21 protein-coding genes, 1 tRNA gene and 1 pseudogene are annotated in these 21,591 nt (G+C 75.2%); 12 read left to right on the top strand and 11 right to left on the bottom strand.

Features of this window, described 5'->3' with window-relative positions; genetic code table 11:
• Nucleotides 1-14: 14 nt before the first annotated feature.
• The 3 genes from ACI782_RS04240 to ACI782_RS04230 form a co-directional block, all read right to left on the bottom strand.
• Nucleotides 15-1,394, bottom strand: coding sequence for a PP2C family protein-serine/threonine phosphatase (locus tag ACI782_RS04240; protein ID WP_456906419.1), 1,380 nt, complete (start codon nt 1,392-1,394; stop codon nt 15-17).
• A 55-nt stretch (nt 1,395-1,449) separates the two neighbouring features.
• Nucleotides 1,450-1,911 carry an FHA domain-containing protein FhaB/FipA gene (locus ACI782_RS04235; protein ID WP_456906417.1) on the bottom strand — a complete coding sequence of 154 codons (462 nt, stop codon included), beginning with the start codon at nt 1,909-1,911 and terminating at the stop codon, nt 1,450-1,452.
• Nucleotides 1,912-2,007: 96 nt separating this feature from the next.
• On the bottom strand, nt 2,008-2,820 hold the full coding sequence (locus tag ACI782_RS04230; protein ID WP_456906415.1) for an FhaA domain-containing protein: 813 nt from the start codon (nt 2,818-2,820) through the stop codon (nt 2,008-2,010).
• Between the two features lie 174 nt (nt 2,821-2,994).
• Here ACI782_RS04230 and ACI782_RS04225 point away from each other — a divergent pair.
• Nucleotides 2,995-3,080, top strand: a tRNA-Leu gene (locus tag ACI782_RS04225).
• Nucleotides 3,081-3,696: 616 nt separating this feature from the next.
• Nucleotides 3,697-3,936: a hypothetical protein gene (locus ACI782_RS04220; RefSeq protein WP_456906413.1), complete on the top strand. Its 240-nt coding sequence runs from the start codon at nt 3,697-3,699 to the stop codon at nt 3,934-3,936.
• 177 nt (nt 3,937-4,113) lie between these two features.
• On the opposite strand, the gene ACI782_RS04215 is transcribed toward ACI782_RS04220, so the two are convergent.
• Together ACI782_RS04215 and ACI782_RS04210 are read right to left on the bottom strand one after the other, a co-directional pair.
• Nucleotides 4,114-4,593, bottom strand: coding sequence for an ATP-binding protein (locus tag ACI782_RS04215; RefSeq protein WP_456906411.1), 480 nt, complete (start codon nt 4,591-4,593; stop codon nt 4,114-4,116).
• 99 nt (nt 4,594-4,692) lie between these two features.
• Nucleotides 4,693-5,139, bottom strand: coding sequence for a helix-turn-helix domain-containing protein (locus ACI782_RS04210; RefSeq protein WP_456906780.1), 447 nt, complete (start codon nt 5,137-5,139; stop codon nt 4,693-4,695).
• Nucleotides 5,140-6,497: 1,358 nt separating this feature from the next.
• Here ACI782_RS04210 and ACI782_RS04205 point away from each other — a divergent pair.
• Entirely contained in the window at nt 6,498-6,794 is a 297-nt protein-coding gene (locus tag ACI782_RS04205; protein WP_456906408.1) for an STAS domain-containing protein, read from the top strand.
• A 75-nt stretch (nt 6,795-6,869) separates the two neighbouring features.
• Here the strand turns inward: ACI782_RS04205 and ACI782_RS04200 are convergent, their stop codons facing one another.
• Both ACI782_RS04200 and ACI782_RS04195 read right to left on the bottom strand, forming a co-directional pair.
• Nucleotides 6,870-8,165, bottom strand: coding sequence for an MFS transporter (locus tag ACI782_RS04200; RefSeq protein ID WP_456906406.1), 1,296 nt, complete (start codon nt 8,163-8,165; stop codon nt 6,870-6,872).
• Entirely contained in the window at nt 8,158-9,207 is a 1,050-nt protein-coding gene (locus tag ACI782_RS04195) for an AraC family transcriptional regulator (protein ID WP_456906404.1), read from the bottom strand. The genes ACI782_RS04200 and ACI782_RS04195 overlap by 8 nt, the downstream gene beginning before the upstream one ends.
• Before the next feature lie 210 nt (nt 9,208-9,417).
• Here ACI782_RS04195 and ACI782_RS04190 point away from each other — a divergent pair, with 210 nt between their 5' ends.
• Together ACI782_RS04190 and ACI782_RS04185 are read left to right on the top strand one after the other, a co-directional pair.
• The gene (locus ACI782_RS04190) at nt 9,418-9,660 is read left to right on the top strand and encodes a response regulator transcription factor (protein ID WP_456906401.1); all 243 of its coding nucleotides are present in this window, start codon (nt 9,418-9,420) and stop codon (nt 9,658-9,660) included.
• A gap of 184 nt (nt 9,661-9,844) precedes the next feature.
• The gene (locus ACI782_RS04185; RefSeq protein ID WP_456906399.1) at nt 9,845-12,601 is read left to right on the top strand and encodes a LuxR C-terminal-related transcriptional regulator; all 2,757 of its coding nucleotides are present in this window, start codon (nt 9,845-9,847) and stop codon (nt 12,599-12,601) included.
• Between the two features lie 744 nt (nt 12,602-13,345).
• On the opposite strand, the gene ACI782_RS04180 is transcribed toward ACI782_RS04185, so the two are convergent.
• The 3 genes from ACI782_RS04180 to ACI782_RS04170 all read right to left on the bottom strand — a co-directional run bounded on the left by ACI782_RS04180 (nt 13,346) and on the right by ACI782_RS04170 (nt 15,631).
• A complete protein-coding gene (locus ACI782_RS04180; RefSeq protein ID WP_456906397.1) occupies nt 13,346-13,828 on the bottom strand; it encodes a DUF1707 SHOCT-like domain-containing protein in 483 nt (160 codons plus the stop codon).
• Nucleotides 13,829-13,917: 89 nt separating this feature from the next.
• A complete protein-coding gene (locus ACI782_RS04175) occupies nt 13,918-14,397 on the bottom strand; it encodes a pyridoxamine 5'-phosphate oxidase family protein (protein WP_456906395.1) in 480 nt (159 codons plus the stop codon).
• 70 nt (nt 14,398-14,467) lie between these two features.
• Nucleotides 14,468-15,631: an acyl-CoA dehydrogenase family protein gene (locus ACI782_RS04170; RefSeq protein WP_456906393.1), complete on the bottom strand. Its 1,164-nt coding sequence runs from the start codon at nt 15,629-15,631 to the stop codon at nt 14,468-14,470.
• 84 nt (nt 15,632-15,715) lie between these two features.
• On the opposite strand from ACI782_RS04170, the gene ACI782_RS04165 reads away from it, so the two are divergent.
• The 7 genes and pseudogenes from ACI782_RS04165 (at nt 15,716) to ACI782_RS04135 (ending at nt 20,469) form a co-directional block, all read left to right on the top strand.
• Complete coding sequence (locus tag ACI782_RS04165) at nt 15,716-16,315, top strand: TetR/AcrR family transcriptional regulator (RefSeq protein ID WP_456906391.1); 600 nt, start codon at nt 15,716-15,718, stop codon at nt 16,313-16,315.
• Between the two features lie 10 nt (nt 16,316-16,325).
• On the top strand, nt 16,326-16,799 hold the full coding sequence (locus ACI782_RS04160) for a GNAT family N-acetyltransferase (RefSeq protein WP_456906389.1): 474 nt from the start codon (nt 16,326-16,328) through the stop codon (nt 16,797-16,799).
• A 36-nt stretch (nt 16,800-16,835) separates the two neighbouring features.
• Nucleotides 16,836-17,744: an aldose 1-epimerase family protein gene (locus ACI782_RS04155; RefSeq protein ID WP_456906387.1), complete on the top strand. Its 909-nt coding sequence runs from the start codon at nt 16,836-16,838 to the stop codon at nt 17,742-17,744.
• Between the two features lie 18 nt (nt 17,745-17,762).
• A pseudogene (locus ACI782_RS04150) lies at nt 17,763-18,152 on the top strand (MOSC domain-containing protein); the annotation flags it as partial.
• 88 nt (nt 18,153-18,240) lie between these two features.
• The gene (locus ACI782_RS04145; RefSeq protein WP_456906385.1) at nt 18,241-18,456 is read left to right on the top strand and encodes an RNA-binding S4 domain-containing protein; all 216 of its coding nucleotides are present in this window, start codon (nt 18,241-18,243) and stop codon (nt 18,454-18,456) included.
• A 40-nt stretch (nt 18,457-18,496) separates the two neighbouring features.
• Nucleotides 18,497-19,687, top strand: coding sequence for a pyridoxal phosphate-dependent aminotransferase (locus ACI782_RS04140; RefSeq protein ID WP_456906383.1), 1,191 nt, complete (start codon nt 18,497-18,499; stop codon nt 19,685-19,687).
• Nucleotides 19,684-20,469, top strand: a complete 786-nt coding sequence (locus tag ACI782_RS04135) for a carbon-nitrogen family hydrolase (protein ID WP_456906381.1) — start codon at nt 19,684-19,686, stop codon at nt 20,467-20,469. The genes ACI782_RS04140 and ACI782_RS04135 overlap by 4 nt, the downstream gene beginning before the upstream one ends.
• Nucleotides 20,470-20,529: 60 nt before the next feature.
• Here ACI782_RS04135 and ACI782_RS04130 read toward each other — a convergent pair whose 3' ends face one another.
• Nucleotides 20,530-21,582 (bottom strand): YsnF/AvaK domain-containing protein, encoded by a 1,053-nt coding sequence (locus ACI782_RS04130; RefSeq protein WP_456906379.1) that lies wholly within the window; start codon nt 21,580-21,582, stop codon nt 20,530-20,532.
• Nucleotides 21,583-21,591: the final 9 nt, after the last annotated feature.

Here is a 21,591-nt window from a genome sequence, read left to right as displayed (position 1 = left end):
TCCTCGGTGCCGGCTCACTGCGCCTCCCGGCAGTCCACTCCGGGCTCGGGCGTCTTCGTCCGCTGCGCCGTGGTCCGCTCGGCCGACTCGCTGGGCGCGGCACCCTCGGACGGCGTGGCCTCGCCGTCGGGTGCCTGCGTGGGGCTGGGGGACGTCGACAGCGACCGCTCGCTCTCCTCCGCGTCGGGGCAGACCGGCAGGCGGGAGTCGCGCAGCATCGCGACGATCCGGTCGGCGTGGTCGCCGTCGGTGGCCTCGATGCCCCGCCGGACCTTGGTGGCGTCGGCCTGGGTGAGGTCGCCGACCGCGAGGTCGGTGAGGTCGGCGACCTGGTTGAGGTCGAGACCGAGCAGCGAGGTGTCGATCCCGCGGAAGACGGCGACCTGCTCGCCGTCGGAGGTGGCCTGCACGCCGACGAACCAGTTGGACAGCAGCCACACGTAGGCGCCGACGGCGGCCACGGCCACCAGCAGCAGCGCGCCCAGGGCCCAGAGCAGCCGGCGGCGGCGCCGGCGCGCCGGCGGCGCGGTGGCGGTCGAGGACGGGGTCACCGGTGGGGGCGGCGGCGGGTCGGCCAGGGCGGCGCGGCCGGCGGCCGACCGCGGGTCGACCTCTCGCTGGCCGATGTTGTCGCCGGCCGCGCCGTCGACGACCGGGTCCAGCGGGTAGTCGTGCCCGCCGTCCTCCACGACGTCGGCGACGATCACGGTGATGTTGTCCGGGCCGCCGCTGCGCAGCGCGAGCTCGATCAGCCGGTCCGCGGTCGCCTGCGGGTCGGGGTCCTTGAGCGCGTCGGCGAGGGTCTCCTCGCTGACCACGCCGGAGAGCCCGTCGGAGCACAGCAGGTAGCGGTCACCGGCGCGGGCCTCGCGCATCGACAGGTCGGGGTCGACCTCCTGCCCGTTCAGCGCGCGCAGCAGCAGCGAGCGCTGGGGGTGGTGGTTGGCCTCCTCCGGCGTGATCCGGCCGTCGTCGATGAGGGTCTGCACGAACGTGTCGTCGTGGGTGATCTGGGCGAGGACGCCGTCGCGCAGCAGGTAGGCGCGGGAGTCGCCGATGTGGCACAGCGCCAGCCGTCCGCCGGCGAAGAGGACGGCGGTCAGCGTCGTCCCCATGCCCTCCAGCTGCGGCGACTCGCGGATGACCTCGCGCAGGTGCTCGCTGCCGTCGAACACGGCCTCGCGCAGCGCCTGCAGCATGTCGCCGGAGGGCGCGTCGTCGTCCAGGTGCTCGAGCGCGGCGATGACCACCTTGCTCGCGACGTCGCCGGCCGCGTGGCCGCCCATGCCGTCGGCCACGGCGAGCAGCCGGGGCCCGGCGTACACCGAGTCCTGGTTGTTGCCGCGGACCAGGCCACGGTCGGACCGGGCCGCATAGCGCAGCGCGAGGCTCATCGGACGGTGCTCCCGGAGGTGCCGGCGCGCCGCGGGGTGCACGTGCGGGCGGGGGTCATGTACGCAGCTCCAGGGCCGTCTGGCCGATGCGGATCGGCTGGCCCGGGGAGACCAGCAGCGGCCCCTGGACGCGCTGCTGGTCCAGGTAGGTGCCGTTGGTGGACCCGAGGTCCTCGACGTACCACTGGCCGCCGCGGTTGGTCAGCCGGGCGTGCCGCGAGCTGGCGAAGTCGTCGGTCAGCACCAGCGTGGAGTCGTCGGCGCGGCCGATGAGGATCGGCTGGTCACCGAGGGTGATCTTGGTCCCGCTCAGGGGGCCGGCGGTGACCACGAGGGTCTTCGGGCCGCGGGACTTCCGCTTGCCCGCCGCGGCCGCGCGCGGCGGCACCGACGCCACCCGGCCGGCCCGGCCGCCGAACAGGTCCGCCCGGACCACGCGGAAGGCCGCGAAGATGAACAGCCACAACAGCAGCAGGAAGCCGAAGCGGAAGATCTGCAGGACGATCTCGGCCGTCACGGAGCGCCCTCACCGGCGCTCGTGCGCCCCGCGCCCGGCCGTGCCGTGTTCCCCCGTGACCTCGCGAACTCGGTCACGTCCCGTCCTCTCGGGGGCTCACGCGCCGTCCTGCCGGTAGACCAGGACGGAGTGGCCGATGCGGATGACGTCGCCGTCGCTCAGCGGCTGGCGGGTGATCCGGCGGCCGTTGACCAGGGTGCCGTTGGTGGAGCCGAGGTCCTCGGCGATCGCGGTGCCGTTGTCGAGGACGACGTCGACGTGCTTGCGGCTGACCCCGGTGTCGGGCAGCCGGATGTCGGCGTCGGTGCCGCGGCCGATGACGTTGCGCCCCGTGGTCAGCTCGTGGCGCGTGCCGGGGCCGTCGACCAGCAGCACGTGGGTGACGCCGGGCTTGGACCCTGCCCGGCCCACGACCGACGACGGCACCTGCCGGCCGGTGTCGGTGGCCATGCGGCCGCGCAGCGGGGGCAGCGGTGGGAGCGCGTCGCCCTCGGTCGCCGGGGAGACGGCCTCGTCGGCGCGGGTGCCGGGGCGGGCCGGGTCGGCGACGTGCGAGCTGACCTCGAACACGCCGGTGGGCAGGGCGTCGTCCCGCTGGAGCCGGACCTGCACCGCGTCGAAGACCTGGTAGCCCTCGCCCTCGATGTGCTCGCTGACCATGTCGGCCAGCTGGCCGGCCAGCTGCTCGGACCACTCGGCCAGGTGCTCGTAGTCGGTCGGGCCCAGCCGGACGTCGTAGACGTTGGGGGCCAGCACGCGGCCCTCGCCCAGCACCGAGCGTTGCTCGTCGGCCTCGCGGGTCAGCGCCTTGGCGATCTCGGCGGGGTGGACCTTGCCCTTGAAGATGCGGGCGAAGGCCAGCCCGACCATCCCCTCCAGCCGTCGCTCGAAGCGCTGCAGCACACCCACAGTCGCTCCTTTGCGCTCGCCCGGTGGTCTCGATCCGCCACGGTTGATCGTAGCCGGGTGCACGGCGGCTGACCGTCGCGCAACGCCCCGGGCGCCCCAGGCGCCCCAGCCGTGCGGAGCGGCCCGCCCCCCTGCCAGGCGTTCCTCGTCGGGCTGCTACTGTTCTCTCCGCCAGGGCAAGTGGCGGAATGGCAGACGCGCACGGTTCAGGTCCGTGTGTCCGGAAGGACGTGGGGGTTCAACTCCCCCCTTGCCCACCAGCTCCTGGGGGATCCCCCAGGAGCTACAGGCGGCCGTGGCCGTCACCCGCACGCCGGGCAGCTCGGATTCATCAGGGTCCGACGCCTCCCTGGATGTGCACGGATCCTCGGCTGGCGCTCCCACCCCTGCCGCGGCTGCCGCGGTGTCGGTGGAGGGGACTGCGCCCGCCGGGCAGCTCGACACCGGTGCGCTCATGCCGCACGGACTCGACACCCGCTACCGCACCGCCGCCCGCATCGCCGGGATCCGGGCGCCCTACCCCGGGGTCGACACGTTCACCCACGTCGGAAGGGGCGCCGGCGTATCCGACGCCGACCGCACCGACAGCCCCGGCGCCGGTGAACCGCTCGCCCCGGTCGTGCACCTCGCGGACCGCGCTCCCCGGGCCGGCCCGCGACGGCGGTACCCGGCACGGGCAGGCCGCTCCGATCGACGCCCAGAACCGCGTGAGCCTGGGCAAGGCGCTCAGCGCCCTGGGCTGGGATCAGCGGACCCTCCTGGTGGGCGCGCGTGAGAACGGCCACTACGTGGTCCGTGCGGGGGACGACAGCCCGCTTCTCACCCGGGTGCCCGTCGACGCCCAGCGGCGCCTCACCCTGCCGCCCGCCGTGCTGGGTGGGCTCGACGTCCGCCCCGGCGACCATCCAGGCCGCGGTCGTCATCGACACCGCCGAGCTGCACCTGTTCGCCGCCGCCGACGCGCTCCAGCTGCTCCCCGGTGCCCTGCTCGCTGGTGCCCCGGCTGAGGCCGCCGCGGAGCCGGTACCGGCGCGGCCCGCTGCTGGCGGCAGCCGCATCAGGAGCCGCTGGCGGGCAGCGGACCGTGGCGCCCAGCGCCCGGCCGACACCTGTTGATCGTCTGGGGCCGCGATTTGCGGCGTACGGAGCGGGTGCCGTACTGCAGGGAATGCGTAGGAATGGGGGCCGACGGTGGTGCAGGCGGCGCGCTGCACAACCGTCCGGCGAAGGACACTGCGTTCCGCCGACGGACACTCACAGCGAGCTGCCAGGTCGGCCTGATCTCAGCCGGCGCTAGCTGGACGCGGTGGTGTCCTGCTCCGCCGCGGCGGGGTGGCGGAAGGCCACGCGTGCCCAGACCGTCTTGCCGCCGTCGACGTCCACGCGCCAGCCATGGTTGACGGACATCTCGGCGACCAGGCCCAGACCGAGCCCGCCCCGGCCGGGGTCGCGGTCGACGGCGGCGGGTGGCCGGTCGCCGGCAGCGTCGCTGACCTGCAGCAGCCAGGAGCGGTCGTCGGCGGTCACGCTCACGGTCACCGGCGGTCGGCCGTGCCGCAGCGCGTTGGAGACCAGCTCTTCGAACACCAGGACGAGCTCCTGGACCGCCGTCTCGTCGGCGCGGGCGGGCCGGCTCCCGTCGTGGAGCGCGGCGCCGAGCTGCAGTCGGCCGGCGGTGAGCTGGGCGATGCTGGCCGGACTCCAGCGGCCGAGGGTGGTCACGCCGGGGCCGAGGTCGGGTGGTGGCTGCTGCTGCCACGGCGCGGCGCGCACGAGTGTCCTCCGGTTGCGATGGGCGGCGTCGGGCCGTGTGACCCGGGAGCACGTTGTGAGGCGGGTCGCGCGGTGGACGCGCCGATGGTGCGGGACTGCTCAGCGGACGGTTCCTGTGCACCGACGATGCTGCGGAGAACGGGGCGCGTGCCGGGCATGACCCGACCGGCAGGTGCGCCCCGGACTCGGATGGTCCTCTATCGCCTGCCGGTGGCGGCCTCGGTACCCCGGCGTCTGCGGTCCAACCTCCGGTCCGCCGGCGCCACCAGCGTCATCGAGCTGCAGGGCGGATGCGAGGGGGAGACCAGATGAGACCGTGCTGGCGGGCGCAGTCCACGAGGGCGCACGCCCGGTGACCGACAGCCGGTGCTCGAGGCGGCGGATGCAGGTGCGGACGGTGTTCGTCGTGATCGACATGGCCGCCGCGATTCGGGCGGTGGACAGCCCGTCGGCGAGGTGCCGGAGCAGCTCGAGGTCGCGTGTGGTGACCCACGGCGCGCGACCGCGCGCGCCTGCGGTGGAGGTGACGGGCGGGATGGGGTGCACGGTGGCTTCTTCCACCCGGGCGAGCGCCCCGTTCGCCAGACCGAACGCTCACGAGTCGGGTAGGTCTCGATCGACGTCGGCCTCGGCGCGGTGCCGCGCGGCGCGCCCACAGCATCGTCCACGCGCCCTGGCCAGAACACCAAGACTTGGCGGAGGACCGGCCGGGATGCCGTCGCCTCCGGCTCGGTCGGGACGGTCCGACCATCACCGGAGCGGCATCGGCGCCGGGGTTGCGGACGGATGTGTTCCATGAAAGATGACGTGCAACCCCGCCTGGTGAGAGACAGAGGCCCCTCATCGGTCCGCGGCGCTCCACCGGGCGGGGCCTCAGAGCCACCAGCCTGTCGCCCAACGCCGACCTGCTGTCGACCCACGGCGAGGTCGGCGAACATCAACCGGTCGGCTGCTCGCAGCAGCGACCGCTTGCGCTAGGGGTCCGGTGGGCGGGCCGACGGTGCTGATTGCGGCAGGATGCGAGCACGGGCCGGTCGGCCAGGTCACTGCACCGGCGGGCGGCCGGCCAGCGCGGCATCGACCTCGACGATCCTCCGCTGGAGCGTGGGCGTAGCGGCGATGAGGTCGGCGACCGGGCCAGGGACGCCGCCGGCGACGTCCACGCCGGCCCACCGGATGCCCCGCCCAGCACGCGGCTGCCGTCGGCGGCGACGAGCGCTCACGCTGCCGGGCCCGGCAGGGCCTGGTGCCGCTGCGGTCCGCAAGGCCGCGGCCGGTGGCGAGCCCGCGCTCGACCCGCGCAGCGGCCGTCACCTCGCGGTTCGAGATCATCTCCGAGGTGCTGCTCTGCCACGTCGGCCGGGACCCCACCAGCGCGCACTTGCTGGCGATGCCCGAAGAACTCATCCCGCCCGTGCCACCGCACCAGCTACTGCGACGCGGTGCTCAAGGTCGTCAACGCCAACGTGGTCAACGGCCTGCGGCTGGGCCAGCGGGTGCTGCCTGAGCAGTGCAGAGGTGATCATCCACCGTGGAGGAGGTTGCCGCGCCAGAATGCCGCGACTCTACGGGGGAACGCTGCCGGCTTGTGCCTGGCACCGTCCGGTGACGACGCGGAGCGAAAGGGGCGGGCGTGGCGGCAGCGACCATCCCGGCCGGAGCCGTCAGCAGGAGCGTCACACGGCTCTCCGGCGCACCCCGACTACCGGCCCGGCTGGCATGGCCGGCGGGCCGACCCGTGACCTCCTTCCACGGCCGGTGAGCAGCTCCTTGCCGGCGCCGTCGCCGCGGCGCGTCGCCTGCTGGCCCAGGTGACGGCCATGACCTCCCGTCGACGGACGCCCCAGCTCTGCGCGGGCAGCGCGCCGGTATTCGCGGTGCACCTGGACCTCAGCCAGGGGCGTGTGACTCTCACCGGACGCCTGGACGGGCGCACCGCCCACCTGCTGCACGACGCGGTTTCCGCGCTGCTGGGCAGTGGGCAGCCGCACTGGACGGTCGAGGTCACCGAGCTGGTCGTCGACCACGTCGGCCTGCGCGCCATCGGGCGCGCCTACCGCCGGGCGCTGCGGCACGACCGCCGGATCACTCTGCGCGGTGCCTCGCCGGCCCTGCGCGGCGCCCTGAGCCCGTTGCCATCGGACCACCACGTCCTGGCAGGCGGCGGCGACCCGACCCCGGACGAGCCCGCGATGTCCTGACCCGACCGACCGTTGTGCCGGCCGTCAGCCCGGCACCCCGGCGGTCCCACGGTCGACGGCTCCGCAGCGGGGGTACTACGAGTCGATCGCCGGTGTCAGTTCTGGGGCGAGGCCTGGGCGGTTCGGGGTGATCCGCCGTCCGATGGTGAGCACGGCCACGGCGGCGAGGGAGACGACCGGCACGAGCCGCAGCGCGGTCGGCAGGCCGAACCGGTCGGCGAGCGCTCCGGTGACCACCGGGCCGGCGGTCAGGCCGATGAGGTTGTTGGCCAGGGCCAGCATGCCCAGCGCGCTGGCCCGGATCGACGCGGGTGTCAGCTCCGCGACCAGGGCACCGGCCGGGCCGGAGGTGCCGGCGGCGAAGAGGACTCCGGCGCCGATGAGGGCCAGTTGCGCCGGCCCGGCGGGCAGGGAGAAGCCGGCGCCGAGCAGGGCCAGCGAGGCCATTGCGTAGCCGATCGCGGTGGTCCAGCGGCGCAGCGGCCGGGTGCGGGCGAGCCGGTCGGTGAGCGCTCCGCAGCCGATCATCCCGACGCCCAGGAGTAGCAGCAGGCCGGCGGCGAGCATGGCGGCGGTCCCCGCGGGGAGCGCGTAGCTGCGGTTGAGATAGCTGGGCAGCCAGGCCAGCAGGGAGCCGGCGACGAACAGTTGCAGGCCGTTGCCGAGGTAGGTGCACAGCACCGCGGGCGGGGACAGCACCGCCGACAGCGGCGCACGCGGCCGGTCCCCGGGCGGACCGTCGCCGGCGTCGGGCACGGTGTGGCGGGCGAGCTTGTCGTCGGTGACCAGCATCCGGAACAGGACGAGGAGCACGAGGCCGAGCACGGCCATCGCCGCGACGGCCCACCGCCAGCCGAACCGGGAGGCCAGGGCGCCTCCGAGGGCGATGCCGAGCACTGCCCCGAACGCGGCGCCGGCGGTGAACGCCCCGGACAGCGTCGCGCGGCGGTGGGCGGGGAAGACCCCGAGCACGACGGCGAGGCCGACGCTGCCGTATGCCGCCTCGCCGACGCCGACGAGTACCCGGGCGGCGAGCAGCTGCCCGTAGTCGGCGGCGAGCGCCGAGCCCAGGGTGGCCAGGCTCCACAGCCCGGCCATCGCCAGGATGGCGCGGCGGCGGCCGAGTCGGTCGCCGAGCACCGACAGCGGAACCGTGAGCACCGCGACGGTGAGCGCGACGACGCTGCTGAGCGCGCCGAGCTGGGTGTCGGTCAGCGCCCATTCGGCCTTGAGGAACGGGAACACCGCGGCCAGCACCTGCCGGCACATGAAGTCCGACAGCAGCAGCGCGAAGGCCAGCGCGAAGACCACCCAGGGGTAGTGGGCCCGGATCGCCCCGGGGACCGGCGGGTCGGCGGCGGCGTCAGGCACGGTCGCCGCTCCCGTGCTGCAGCCGCAGGGTCGATGCGGGCCCGGCGCGGCCGCGCTGGCGCCACTCGGTCGCGGTGGTGCCGAAGTGGCCGCGGAACCACACGGAGAACGCACTGGGCGCGGCGAAGCCCAGTAGATGCGCGATCTCGGTCAGCGAGTAGGCGTCGGTGGCCAGGTACCGCTCGGCCCACCGGGCGCGGATGTCGGTCACGATCGCCGAGAAGCTCTCTCCCTCTTCGGCCAGGTGCCGGTGCAGGGTGCGGGGTGGGACGTGCAAGGCGCGGCTGACGTGCGCCAGAGAGCACCGCCCCGCCGGAAGCAGGACTTCCACCATCGAGCGGACCTGAGCGGTCGCGGTCGCCGGAGGTGGTGGGAGCACGGTGTCCAGCAGCCGGCGGGCGTAGGGCCGCAGCGCCGGATCAGCGGTCACCGTCGGGAGGTCCAGATCGCGGGCCGAGAAGACCACGCCAGTGAACGCCTGGTCGAAGCGCAGGCCCGGGCCGAACACCTGCCGGAACAGACCGAGGTCGGTCGGCGGGCGGTGCGCGATGAGTACGGACAGCGGTTGCCAGTCGGCGCGCACCAGGGAGCGCAGCACGCCGAGCAGGTTGGCCACGGTCAGGTCCATGCTCTGGCGGACCGGTACCGGCGCCCCGAACTCCAGCCAGACCTGCACCGTGGCCAGCCCGTCGGCCTCCAGCAGCCGTAGGTCGAGGATGCCGTTGTAGGCCTGCTCGTAGCGGATCAGCAGGTCCAGGGCGCTGCGGAGATCAGGCTCCTCGCGCAGCACCACGCTGAGCGGGCCCAGCGCTGAGAGTCGCCGGCGGCCGGAGAGCCGGACGGCGAAGTCCTCGACGCCGGACTCCGCAGCCGAGCGCTCCAGCAGCAGGGCGACCGGGACGGCGGGGATCCACTTGTCCTGTTCGGCCAGGTCGGCGATGTCCAGCCCCGCGTCGGTCATCAGCCGTGCCGGGTCCAGGCCGACGGAGCGGGCGAGCTCCGGGTAGCCGGTCAGCGCGGCGTAGCGCACGAAGCGGTCCACGTGAGCTCCTTCCGCTGCGCCCGGTGGCCAGGATGCGGAAGAGGCCGACCACATCCGTGAAGCGTCCTCGACTGCGGATTCCTAGCGTGACGGCACCCGGAGCCGCGGCGACCGTACCGGTCGCCCGGCCCCGCGGGGTGCTGCAGAAGTCCGTCGCAGCGGACCGGGAGCGGCCGGGTGCGGTGCGACCGTGGGGAACGGAGCGCCGCCATGCCCGACCCGCCCGCTGCCGAATCCGACGGCACCCGCCACGACGGAAGGCCGGTCCTGTCTGCCCGGGAGCTCGACGCGCTGCGCCTGCTCGCCGCCGGCCGATCGACCGCGCAGATCGCCGTGGCCATGTCGATCTCCACGAACACGGTCCGCGCCCGCATCCACCACCTCCGCGCCAAGCTGGACGTCACCAACCGGCAGCAGGTGGTGCCGCGAGCCCGAGACCTCGGGCTGCTCTGACCGAGCCCACCCGAGGACCGGGGCACCGGCCACCGACCGAGGGTGCCCGCTCCGAGGACCAACGGCCCTGTGTCGAAACAGATTGGTTGTGGTCAAGATGACGGCGCACCGCCTGGCAGGCGAGTCACCCGAGAAGCGGCCGGTCGCATCGCCCGTCCGGCCCGACCGGCAGTGGAGCAGACCGATGTTCCAGGCGACTGCGGGGACCCTCCAGGCACGCCGCCCCCGGCCCGAGCACAGCGCCCCGGACTGGACCGGGACGGTGCTGCTGGGCAAGCTGAGCCCACCACCGCTGGGCTTTCCGCCGCTGCCTCGGCCACGGCTGCTGCAGGCGCTGACCCGCGGGGTGGCCACCACGCCGGTGACGCTGCTGTCCGGCCCCGCCGGTTCGGCAAAGACGGTGCTCGCGGCCACGTGGATGCGCGCGCAGCGGGGCCGCCGCGTGGCCTGGCTGTCGCTCGACGCCGGCGACGACGACCCGACCGTCTTCCCGCCCCATCTCCTGGCGGCGCTCCGGCAGGCCGGGCTGGACCTGCCGGACCGCCCGGCGCGGGGCTCCGGCGACCCCGCCGCGGGGGCCTGGCCGACGGGCCTGGCCGCGGCGCTGGCCGCGCAGCCGGAGCCGATGGTCCTCATCCTCGACAACGCCGACAACGTCACCGCCCGCGAGCTCACCGGCGCCCTGGACCTGCTCGTGCGGCACGCCGGTGCGCGGCTGCGGCTGGTGCTGTGCGCCCGCGCCGATCCGCTGCTGCCGCTGCACCGCTACCGGCTCGACGACCGGCTCACCGAGATCCGCACCAACGACCTCGCCTTCACCGCCGAGGAGACCGGTGAGCTGCTGGCCTCTCTACTCGCCCCGGTGGCCGCTGACGTGGCCACGGCGCTGCAGCGGGGGACCGAGGGCTGGGCGGCCGCGCTGAAGCTGGCCGCCGCCCCCCTCACCCAGGGCATGGACCCCGATCGGCTGCTCGCCTCGCTCGCCGCCGACGACGGCAGTGTCGCCCAGTACCTGGTCGCCGAGGTGCTCGAGCACCAGCCGACCCCGGTGCGCCGGTTCCTGCTGCGGGTCAGCGCCACCCGGGAGTTGTGGCCCGAACTGGTCGACTCCCTCGCCGGCCGGCCCGGCGGCGGCCGCATCCTCGCCGGGCTGGCCGTGGGAAACGCCTTCGTCGAGCGCGCCGCCGGCGACCCCGGCGGCTACCGCATCCACGCCCTGTTCCGCGAGCTGCTGCAGGCGCAGCTGGCCTACGAGGACCCGGGCGCGTTCGCCACCGGCCATCGCCTCTGCGCGGACTGGTACGCCGCCGCGGGGCGCTTGCCGGTCGCGGTCGAGCACGCCCGCGCCGCCGGCGACCAGAAGTTGGCCGCCCGGCTGCTCATCGACGACCTCGCGCTCGGCCACCTGCTGGCCCGCGGCTCCGTCCGCGGAGCTCCGCCGGTGAGCACGGGCGGGCCGGATGCTGCGGTGCTGCGGGCCGCGGCCGCGCTCGCCGCGGATCACCCGGCGGCGCTCCCCGATCTCACCGCCGCCGCGGCGGTCGCCGGCGATTCGGATGCCCGCCCCGCCCTGCGCATCGGCGCGGCCGTCGTCTGCGCCGCCGCCGCGGCCGCCGGCCCGGTCACCGATCGCGTGCGTGCGGCCGCCGTGACCGCTGAGCCCCTGATCGCGGCGCTGCCCGACGGACAGGCGCAGCGGCGAGCCGAGCTGACCGCCGTGCTCGCCCGCAGCCAGGCCACCGCGCTGCTGTCCAGCGAGCTTCTCGAACGGGCGCTGCGGGAAGCCTTCTCGCGTGCTCTGGCCGCCGGCCGCGCCGGCGACGCACCCCGGCTGGTCGCTTGCTGCCTGGCCGACCTGGCGCTGCTCGAGGCGTTGGTCGGACGGCTGCGGCGCGCGACGAAGCTGGCCGCCGACTACGAGGCCCTCGCCGACGAAGGCCGCCTGCCGGAGCCGGACCGGGCCCCCGCCGCGGCCATGACCGCAGCCTGGGCCGCCGTGGACCGCCACGAACTCGCCACCGCGCGCCGCCGGCTGGCCCGCGCCGCGCAACGGCGCCCGGACCCGCAGATCAGCGGCCCGTTGCTCGCCGTGCTGAACAGTCGGCTGCGTCGGGCCCGCGGCGAGCTCGACCCCGCTGAGCAGGCCCTCCAGCCGGCCCTGGACATCGTGGAGACCCCGGGCTGGGTGCGCGAGCACGTCCTCACCGAGGCCATCCGCATCCGCCTCGCCCGCCACGACGGTCCCGGCGCGCGGGGGCTGCTCGACCGCCTGCCGCCCGGCTCGCCGCGGCGCCGAGTGCTGCGCGCCACCGCCACGGCCCTCGGGCTGTCCGCCGTCGGCGAAGTCCTTCCGGCTCCCGGCGCGGCCGACGCCGGCGGCCCGCTGCCGCTGGGGCTCGCCGTCGAGGACGCGGTCGTCCGGGCCTGCCTGCTCGCCACCGCCGGCGACACCGCCACCTCTCTCGCCACGCTGGAGAACGCCCTGCAGCTGGCCGAACCCGAGCGGCTGCGCCGGCCCTTCCTCGATGCGCCGCCGCGGCTGCGACCGCTGCTGCGCGGCCATCCACCCCTTGCCACCGCCGGCGCCTGGCTCAACCCCACCGCACCGGCCATCCCCGCACCCCGCCACCCGGCCGAGGCGACCACCGGATCACCTGCCCCGGAGCCGCCATCGGCGATCATCGGCGAGCTCAGCCCGCGCGAGCTGGAGGTGCTGCAGCTGCTCGCCGGGCTGCTCTCCACCGCCGAGATCGCCGCCGCACTCTTCATCTCCATCAACACCGTGCGCACCCACGTCCGCAGCATCCTGCGCAAGCTCGGCGCGACCCGCCGCAACGAGGCCGTCCGACGGGCCCGCGAACTGCACCTGCTCGCACGCACCGGCGCGCCCCCTGGGCACGGCTCCGTCGGCGACCGCCGCGCAGAAGGGACGGCGACGTAGGAGACCCCGCCCCGCTCGGTCAGCCGATGTCGACGGGGATGTCCTGGAGCTTCGGTCCGCGCGAAGGACGTGGCTACGGCCGCGCCGAGGCACGAGTGGAGAAAGAGGCAGCGGTACGGCGGTGTCGTGCCGGACAGCTCGTTCCATCGAGTCGTCGATGACGGCGCGTTGAGCCGGACGCGGCACGGGAGCGGTCCGGCCTCAAGCCGTACGCCGTCGCGGTCGCCACCGGCACGCTGCTGCTGACGATCGCCCTCGGTGCCGTGCTGCTCGCCCACGACCACCGGGCGGCCCTGCCCTCGCTCGTCCTACCGCTCCTGGTCAGCGCGGTGGCACTTGTGGGCTGATGGACAATCTCCGACGCGTGGGTGAGGCCCGTCGCCGAGGCCTACGCCGACCGCCTGCTGGACACGGTGGAGACGCTGTGCGCCGACGCCCCCAACGGGCAGGACGCACCGTGATCGCCTCGACCACGTCTGCGGGCGCCGGAGCCCCGTGCGCGGCCGTCGTAGATCGGCACTGTCCCAGCGCGACCGTAGCCTGCAGCCATGATCCCGGGGGCCTCAGATGGTGACCGCGACACCAGGCGAACGCCGTGGCCTGGTCGGCCGGTGTCGAACGTGCCGGGAGTAGCGAACGGCTCCGCTGGGGAATCGCCCAATGACGCACCGTCAACTCCTCCCGTGCCCCCCACGACGACGAGCCGGTCCGCTCGGGGCCGGCCCGTCCTCGTTCCCGGGTGGGTCAGGGCAGCTGCCGCCGCCCGCCGTCGTCCCCCCGACCGGTGATCGACTGCGCCAGCAGCACCGCCCCCCACGGGCCGATCACCCACAGCGGCCACGGGTAGAGCAGGTCCCCGGCCGCGATCGACGTGACCAGCCAGATGGTGAGCACGATCACGGCGGTGCCCAGCCAGCTCGCCCAGGCCGCGCGTCGGCCGGCACCGCCGGCCCAGCCGCCCCAGGCCGCGCCGGCGCCGCAGATCCCCGTCGCGCCGACGTGCCCGGCAGGGGCCGCGGCCGCAGGCTGGACCGGGGGGACCGGCTTCGGCCTCGGCAGGTCGGCGGTGATCTCCGCCAGCTCGCCGTAGGTGCGGGCGGCGTAGGTCCGGGCCAGGCGCTCGTCGTACTCGGCGACGGTCAGCCGGCCGGCGGACATGTGCTCGCCCAGCTGGTCGGCGACGGCTGCGCGGTCGGTGTCGGCGGCACGCAGGTGCGGCTCGGGCATCGGGACCCTCCTGGAACGGGGAACCCAGTCTCGTCCGTCGCGGGAGGCCCGGTCCACTGACGTTCGTCATGGGTTGCCCGTGGGAGCCGTCAGGTGCGCTCCGTGCGCGTCAGGCCCCTCCCCGGCCGCCACGAGGAGATGACCAGCGCCGTCTTCTCCTCGTTGAGCGCGGTCAGCACGACCTGCTCGACGTCGATGCGGAAGAGGTCGTAGTCGACCGACTCCGCCGGGACCCCTGCCGCCTCCGCGTACCGCCGTCGCTCGTCGGGGTCGGTCACCTCGGTCGCCCGCCCGGAGAGCTTGGCGTCGGCGGTGAACGTGTCGGGCTCGTCGCTGCCGCAGTGGAGGGCGAACCGCGGGTCGCGGCGCAGGTCGGCGAACTTCACCGAGTCGGGCATGCCGGCCAGCCACGGCTCGCCGGCCACGAACTGCACCTCCAGGCCGCTCACCCGCGGCGAGCCGTCGGCGCGCAGCGTGGCGAGGACCTTGTGCCGGTGCGCGTCGAAGGCCGCCCGAACCCGGGCGGCGAACTCCGGCTCGGCTGCTTCCACGTCCGAGAACGAGGCCATGCGCGCGATCGTGCACCCGGCCACCGACGGATCCGACCCCCCGGACGACGGGGAACGCGCGCGGGCGGCGTCAGTGGGCGGGAGGTGCGGTCTCCTGGGCGAGGTGCCGGCCGATGACCATCCGCTGGATCTGGTTGGTGCCCTCGAAGATCTGCATGACCTTCGCCTCGCGCATGAACCGCTCGGCCGGGTGGTCCCGGGTGTAGCCGGCCCCGCCGAGGACCTGGACGGCGTCGGTGGTCACCTTCATCGCCGCGTCGGTCGCCACGAGCTTGGCGATGCTGGCCTGCCGGGAGTACGGCTTGCCGGCGTCCCTGCGGCGGGCGGCGACGAGGTAGGTGGCGCGGGCGGACTCGACCGCGGCGGCCATGTCGGCCAGCAGGAAGGCCACGCCCTGGTGCTCCAGGATCGGCCGGCCGAAGGTCTCGCGCTCCCGGGCGTAGGCGATCGCGACGTCCAGCGCCGACTGCGTCAGGCCGACGGCGACCGCGCTGACGCCCAGGCGGCCGGAGTCGAGGGCGGCCAGCGCGATGCCCAGCCCGCGGCCGGGCTCGCCGACCAGCCGGTCGGCCGGGATCGCGACGTCGTCCAGCCGGACCGCGGCCGTGGTCGACGCGGTCAGTCCCATCTTCTCCTCGGGCCTGGCGGCCGACAGCCCGGCGAGGTCGGGGGTCAGGTGGAAGCAGGAGATGCCCCGGGGGCCGTCGTCCGGCGTCCGCAGGAACGTCGAGTAGAAGTCCGCGTGCCCGCCGTGGGTGACCCAGGCCTTCTCGCCGTTGGCCAGCCAGCCCGCGTCGGTGGCCTTGGCGCTCGCCCGCATGGCGCGCGGGTCGGAGCCGGCCTGGGCCTCCGACAGGCAGTACGCGCCGAGCAGCTCGCCGCCGACCATCGCCGGCAGCAGATCGCGCCGTTGGGCGTCGGTGCCGAACCGGTCGATCGGGAAGCAGGCGAGGGTGTGCACGCTCACGCCGAGCGCGACGCTCGCCCAGCGGGCGGCCAGCTCCTCCACGACCTGCAGGTAGACGGCGTAGGGCTGGTCGCCGCCCCCCACGTCCTCCCCGAACGGCAGGCCAAGCAGGCCGGCCTCGCCCAGCAGGCGGAAGACCTCGCGGGGGAACCGCTCCTCGCGCTCGTACTGCGCGGCCTTCGGCGCCAGCTCCGCGTCGGCGATCTCGCGGGTGAGGGCGAGGAGGTCGGCGGCCTCCTCGGTGGGCAGTTCACGGTCGACCGGCACGGCATCTCCTCGTCGAGACAGTACTGACGACGGTACCGCAGTACAGTTCTCGGTCCAGGGGGATGCTGGGCCGCCGGAGGTGCCATGACGAGTACCGTCCCGCCGTCGGACGCCGAGGACGTCCGGCTGACCCGGCGCCGAGCGGAGCTGCTCGACCAGCTGGAGGTGCTGTTCCTCGCCGAGGGCTTCAGCCGGTTCACCCTCGAGGACCTCGCCGTCCGGCTGCACTGCTCCAAGAGCACGCTCTACGCCCTCGCGGAGAGCAAGGAGCAGCTCGCCGCGCGTGTCATCCGGCACTTCTTCCGCAAGGCCACCGTCGAGGTCGAGGCCCGGACGGCGACGGAGGGCGACCCCGCGCTGCGGGTGACCGCGTACCTGACCGCCGTCGCGCGGGCGCTGTCCCCGGCCGGGCCGACGTTCTACCGGGACCTGGACTCCTTCGCCCCCGGCCGCGCGGTCTACGAGCAGAACACCGCCCGGGCCGCCGAGCGGGTGCGGGAGCTGATCGCCGAGGGCGTGGCCCGGGGCCGCTTCCGGGAGGTGCACCCGGCCCTGGTGGCCGACACGGTCAGCACGCTGGTCTTCCGGATCGGCCGCGGCGACACCGCCCGTGCGACCGGCCTGGACGACGCCGCCGCCTACCGCGAGCTGGCCGCGCTGCTGCTGCACGGGATCAGCCTGTGAGGATGCGGGAGTGACCAGCTGGACCTGCTCCGTGACCGCCGCCGCCTGGGACGACCCCGAGGTGCGGGCACTCACCACGGCGCAGCAGGTCGAGCTGCGGGCCCGCTACGACGGGGCCGGCGAGCCGGGGACGCCGCCCTCGGCCGCGGACGTCAGCGTGGTCCTCGTGGCCCGCGACCCTGACGGGACGGCGATCGGCTGCGGCGCGCTGCGGGCGCTCGAGCCCGGGGTCGCCGAGATCAAGCGGATGTACGTGGTGCCGTCGGCGCGCGGCCGCGGGGTGTCCCGCCGGGTGCTCGCCGCCCTGGAGGCCGTGGCGCGGGAGCGCGGCTGGACGACCCTGCGGCTGGAGACCGGCCCCCGGCAGCCCGAGGCCGTCGGGCTGTACGAGAGCGCCGGGTACCGGCCGATCGCGGCGTTCGGCGGCTACGTCGACGCGCCCGACGCCGACTGCTCCCTGTACTACGAGCGCGTCCTCGACTGAGGCCTCCGGGTGCCCCGCTCGTGGTGGGGTGGGGCCATGAGCAGTGCATGGCCGGCGACCGAGCCGGCGGACGTCGAGCTGGCCTCTGGGAGCGCCCGGCTGGCGGTGGACCCGCGCGGCGGCGGGCTGCGGGCCCTGTCCGCGGGCGGCTGGGAGGTCCTCGACGGCTACCCGGCCGGCGTCGTGCCGGCCGGTCGCCGCGGCGGGGTGCTGCTGCCCTGGCCCAACCGGCTGCGCGACGGCCGCTGGACCTGGGCCGGCCGGGAGCTGCAGCTCGACGTCGCCGCGCCGGGGAAGCCGGCGGTGCACGGGCTGGTCTCCTGGCAACCGTGGGCGGTCCTCGAGCGGGCCGGTGACGCGGTCACGGTCGGCACGGTCGTCGAGCCGCGGCCGGGCTACCCGTTCCGGCTGGCCGCCGCCGTCGACCACGAGCTGGGGCCGGACCGGCTCACGGTGACCGTGCGGGTCCGCAACGCCGGGGAGGACCCGGCGCCCTTCGGCGTCGGCATGCACCCCTACCTCGCGGTCGGCGCCACCGCGGACGGCGGGATCGCCGACGCCGAGCTGACCGTGCCGGCGCGGACCGCGCTGGTCACCGACGGCGGCCTGCCGACGGGGGAGCGGCTGCCCTTCGACGGGGCCGTCGGCCGGATCGGGGACCGCGCGATCGACACCCCGCTCACCGACCTGGTCCGGGACGACGACGGCTGGGCGCGCGTGCGGCTCGCCGGCCCGGCCGGGCGACTCGAGCTCGCCGTCGACGGGTCGTGGCCGTGGCTGCAGGTCTACACCGGCGACACGCTGCCGGAGGGCCAGCGGCGGCGCAGCGTCGCCGTGGAACCGATGACCTGCCCGCCCAACGCCCTGGCCGACGGCGTCGACCTCGTCGTCCTCGACCCCGGAGCGGCGTGGGCGGGCACCTGGACGCTCGCCTGGGACGCCTGACGTGCGCGTCGCGGAGCTGTGGCGGTACCCGGTCAAGTCGCTGCAGGGGGAACGGCTGGACGGCGCCGACGTCGGCCCGGAGGGGTGACCGGTGACCGGCAGTGGGCGTTGTCCGACATCGACAGCGGCTCCGGCCTCACCGCCCGCCGGGTGCCCGACCTGCTGTTCGCCCGCGTCTCGTTGGTCTCCACCGGCACGCTGGGCACCTGGGACCGGCGCCGGTTCCGCGCCGACGTCGTCCTCTCCGGCGAGGGTGAGGACGCGCTGGTCGGCGGCCGGGTCCGGCTGGGCGGGGCCGAGCTGGACGTCGTCAAGCCCATCGACCGGTGCGTGATGGTCACCCGACCGCAGCCCGGTGGGATCGGCCGGGACACGGGCGTACTCCGGACGGTGCACCGCGAGCGCGGCGGCACGCTGGCGGTCGGTGCGCTGGTGGCGCGGCCGGGGCGGGTGGCCGTGGGGGACGAGCACCCGGGAGCCGGGGCAGGATGGCCGCGTGCGCACCGTCGACCTGCGTCCCGGCGAGGACTCGATCCGGCTCGGTCAGCTGCTCAAGCTGGTCGACGCCGTCCCGACCGGCGCCCAGGTGAAGGACGTCCTGCTCACCGGCGCGGTGCGGGTCAACGGCGAGCCGGAGGAGCGGCGGGGACGGCAGGTCCGTCGCGGCGACGTGGTGAGCATCGAGGGCATGGAGGACGTGCGCGTCGCGTAGGACGCGTTCCACGTGGAACGTCGTCTGCCAGGCTGGGGGCATGACCCGCGCGCCGTACCTGTCGGCCCGCCTGCAGGGCTTCGGGACGACGATCTTCGCCGAGATGAGCGCGCTCGCCGTCGCCAGCGGCGCGATCAACCTCGGCCAGGGGTTCCCCGACTACCCCGGCCCGCCCGAGGTGCTCGACGTCGCCCGCGCCGCGATCGGCACCCCGCACGACCAGTACCCGCCCGGGTCGGGCATCCCGGTGCTGCGCGAGGCGATCGCCGAGCACGGCAAGCGTTTCGGCGGGCACGCGTACGACCCGGCCGACGAGGTGCTGGTCACCGCGGGCGCCACGGAGGCGCTCACCGCGGCGTTGCTCGCCCTGCTCGAGCCCGGCGACGAGGTGGTCCTGTTCGAGCCGATGTACGACTGCTACGCCGCGGGCATCGCGATGGCCGGCGGCGTGGCGAGGCCGGTGCCGCTGCGGCCCCCGGCGTCGGGCGCCGGCCCGTGGACCTTCGACGTCCCCGAGCTGCGGGCCGCCGTGACGCCGCGGGCGCGGCTGCTGCTGCTCAACACCCCGCACAACCCGACCGGCAAGGTCTTCATCCGCACCGAGCTGGCCACGCTGGCCGCCCTGGCGATGGAGCACGAGCTGCTCGTCCTCACCGACGAGGTCTACGAGCACCTGGTCTTCTCCGGGAGCCGGCACGCGTCCATCGCCACGTTCCCGGGCATGCGCGAGCGCACCCTGGTGGTGGGCAGCGCGGGCAAGACGTTCAACGTCACCGGCTGGAAGGTCGGGTGGATCTGCGGCCCGGCGGAGCTGGTGGCCGCCGTCCGCACGGCCAAGCAGTTCCTCACGTACGTCAACGGCGGGCCGTTCCAGCCGGCCGTCGCCGCGGGGCTGCGGCTGCCCGACGAGTACTTCACCGGGATCGCCCGCGACCTGGAGTACCGCCGCGACGTGCTGGTGCAGGGCCTGACGGCTGCCGGGCTGCCGGTGGTGTGCCCGGAGGCGACGTACTTCGCCACGGTCGACGTCCGGCCGGTGCAGCCCGACGGGGACGGCGTGGCGTTCTGCCGCTCGCTGCCGCGGCGGGCCGGTGTCGTCGCCATCCCGACCGTGGTGTTCTACGACCCCGCGCACGCGCACCTGGGCCGGCACCTGGTGCGGTTCGCCTTCTGCAAGGGCGACGACGTGCTCGGCGAGGCGGTCGAGCGACTCGGGAGGATGCAGCGATGAGGATCGCGGCGGTCCAGCACGACATCGTCTGGGAGGACCGGGCGGCCAACTTCGCCCGGCTGGCCCCGCAGGTGTCCCGCGCGGTCGGCGCCGGGGCGGAGTTCGTGCTGCTCAGCGAGACGTTCTCCACCGGCTTCACCATGACGCCGGGCATCGGGGAGCCCGAGGGCGGCCCGTCGTCGCGGTTCCTGCAGGAGCAGGCGGCCGAGCACGGCGTGTGGGTGGCCGGCAGCTGCCCGGAGGTCTCGTCGGACACCGGTGGGGCGGGCGGGGGAGTCACGGCCCTGCCGCACAACTCGCTGGTGCTCGCCGGTCCCGACGGCACGGTGTACCGCTACCGCAAGCTGCACCCGTTCACCCACGGCGGTGAGCACGAGCGGTTCCGCGCCGGCGAGAAGCCGCTGACCGTGGAGATCGGCGGGCTGCGGGTGACCCCGTTCATCTGCTACGACCTGCGCTTCGCCGACGTCTTCTGGGCGGCGGCGCAGGACACCGACGTCTACCTGGTGACGGCGAACTGGCCGGCTGCGCGCCGCCACCACTGGCAGACGCTGCTGCAGGCGCGGGCGATCGAGAACCAGGCCTACGTCGTGGGCTGCAACCGGGTCGGCGTCGCCGGCGACGGCACCGAGCACGCCGGCGACAGCCGCATCGTCAGCCCGATGGGGGAGCTGCTGGCCGCGGCCGCCGGGGTGGAGACGCTGGTGGTCGCCGACGTCGACCCCGCGGAGGTCGCCGCCGTCCGCGCGCGGCTGCCCTTCCTGGCCGACCGCCGCAGCTGAGCAAGGACCCCCTGCCCCCCGCTCGCACGCTCGCGGCGGGACCCTGCAGGGGCCACGCGCTCACGCGCCGGGGCGGCGGTCCTGGTCGACGACGATCTGCTCCCGCCGCACCTGCTCGGTCACCTGCTCCTGGTCGGTGACCACGTCGGTGCGCAGCCGCACCCGCTCCACGGGCACGACTTCGACCGAGACCACCGGCCGCTCGGCGTGCAGCACGATCTCCTCGGGCAGCCCGGACGCCGTGCCGCCGTCGCCCGGGCCCCGGTCGGGTGCCAGGGACTCGCCAGGGACCGGGTCGGGGGCGTCCACCGGCACCTGCTCCACCCGGATCTCCTCGCGGCGGATCGGGACGGTGAGCGTCACCTCCTCGGTCACCACGTACTTGACCAGCCGGGCGCGGGTCGTGGCGACCCGCTCGGTGCCGACGCGCAGCTGCTCCTCGCTGCGGGTCATCGCGCCGCCGGCTCCGGCTACGGCCCCACCGGCCGCAGCACCTCCCAGCGCCGCCTCGGCCACGCTCACGGTGTCGCCGGCGCGCCCGCTCTCCTCGACGCGGACGGTGTCCCCGCCGCGGGCGGTGGATCCCACCCGCGCGGTCTCCTCGTCCGGCCCGGCGCCACCGGCCGGCCCGGCGCCGACGGCCGGCCCCGCGCCCGGAGTCGGGCCCGGGACCGAGGTGCCGGTCGGAGCGGGAGCCGGGGCGGCGTCCGCAGCCGGGGCTGCCGTCCCGACAACCGCGCTCCCGGTACCCGCGCTCCCGGCATCCGAGCCCCCCACCTCCGGCGCCCCGTCCTCCCCGGCTCCGCTCTCCCCGGAGTAGTGCCGGCGCAGCAGCTCCTCGGCGTCGGGGTCGAGGTGCTCGTCGGAGACGTGCGGCGCGCTGCGGACGGCGTCCCGCGTCACGGGCAGCCGCAGCTCCCCGTCGTCGAAGGTGGCCTCGGCGGCCGGGACGACGGAGCGGCGGGTCCCGAACAGGCCGGTGGACACCGCGACCCAGGTCGGCGCACCCGTGCGGTCGTCGGTGAAGAAGTGCTCGACCGTGCCGATCTTGTGTCCGTCCGGCCCGTACGCCGTCACACCGATCGCCGCCGACAGCTCCCGCTCGCTCAACATCTCTGGCCG

This window comes from Geodermatophilus sp. SYSU D00703 (genome assembly GCF_054050155.1).
The sequence above is the reverse complement of the archived record's forward strand: the minus strand, read 5'-3'. Positions and strand labels throughout refer to the sequence as shown.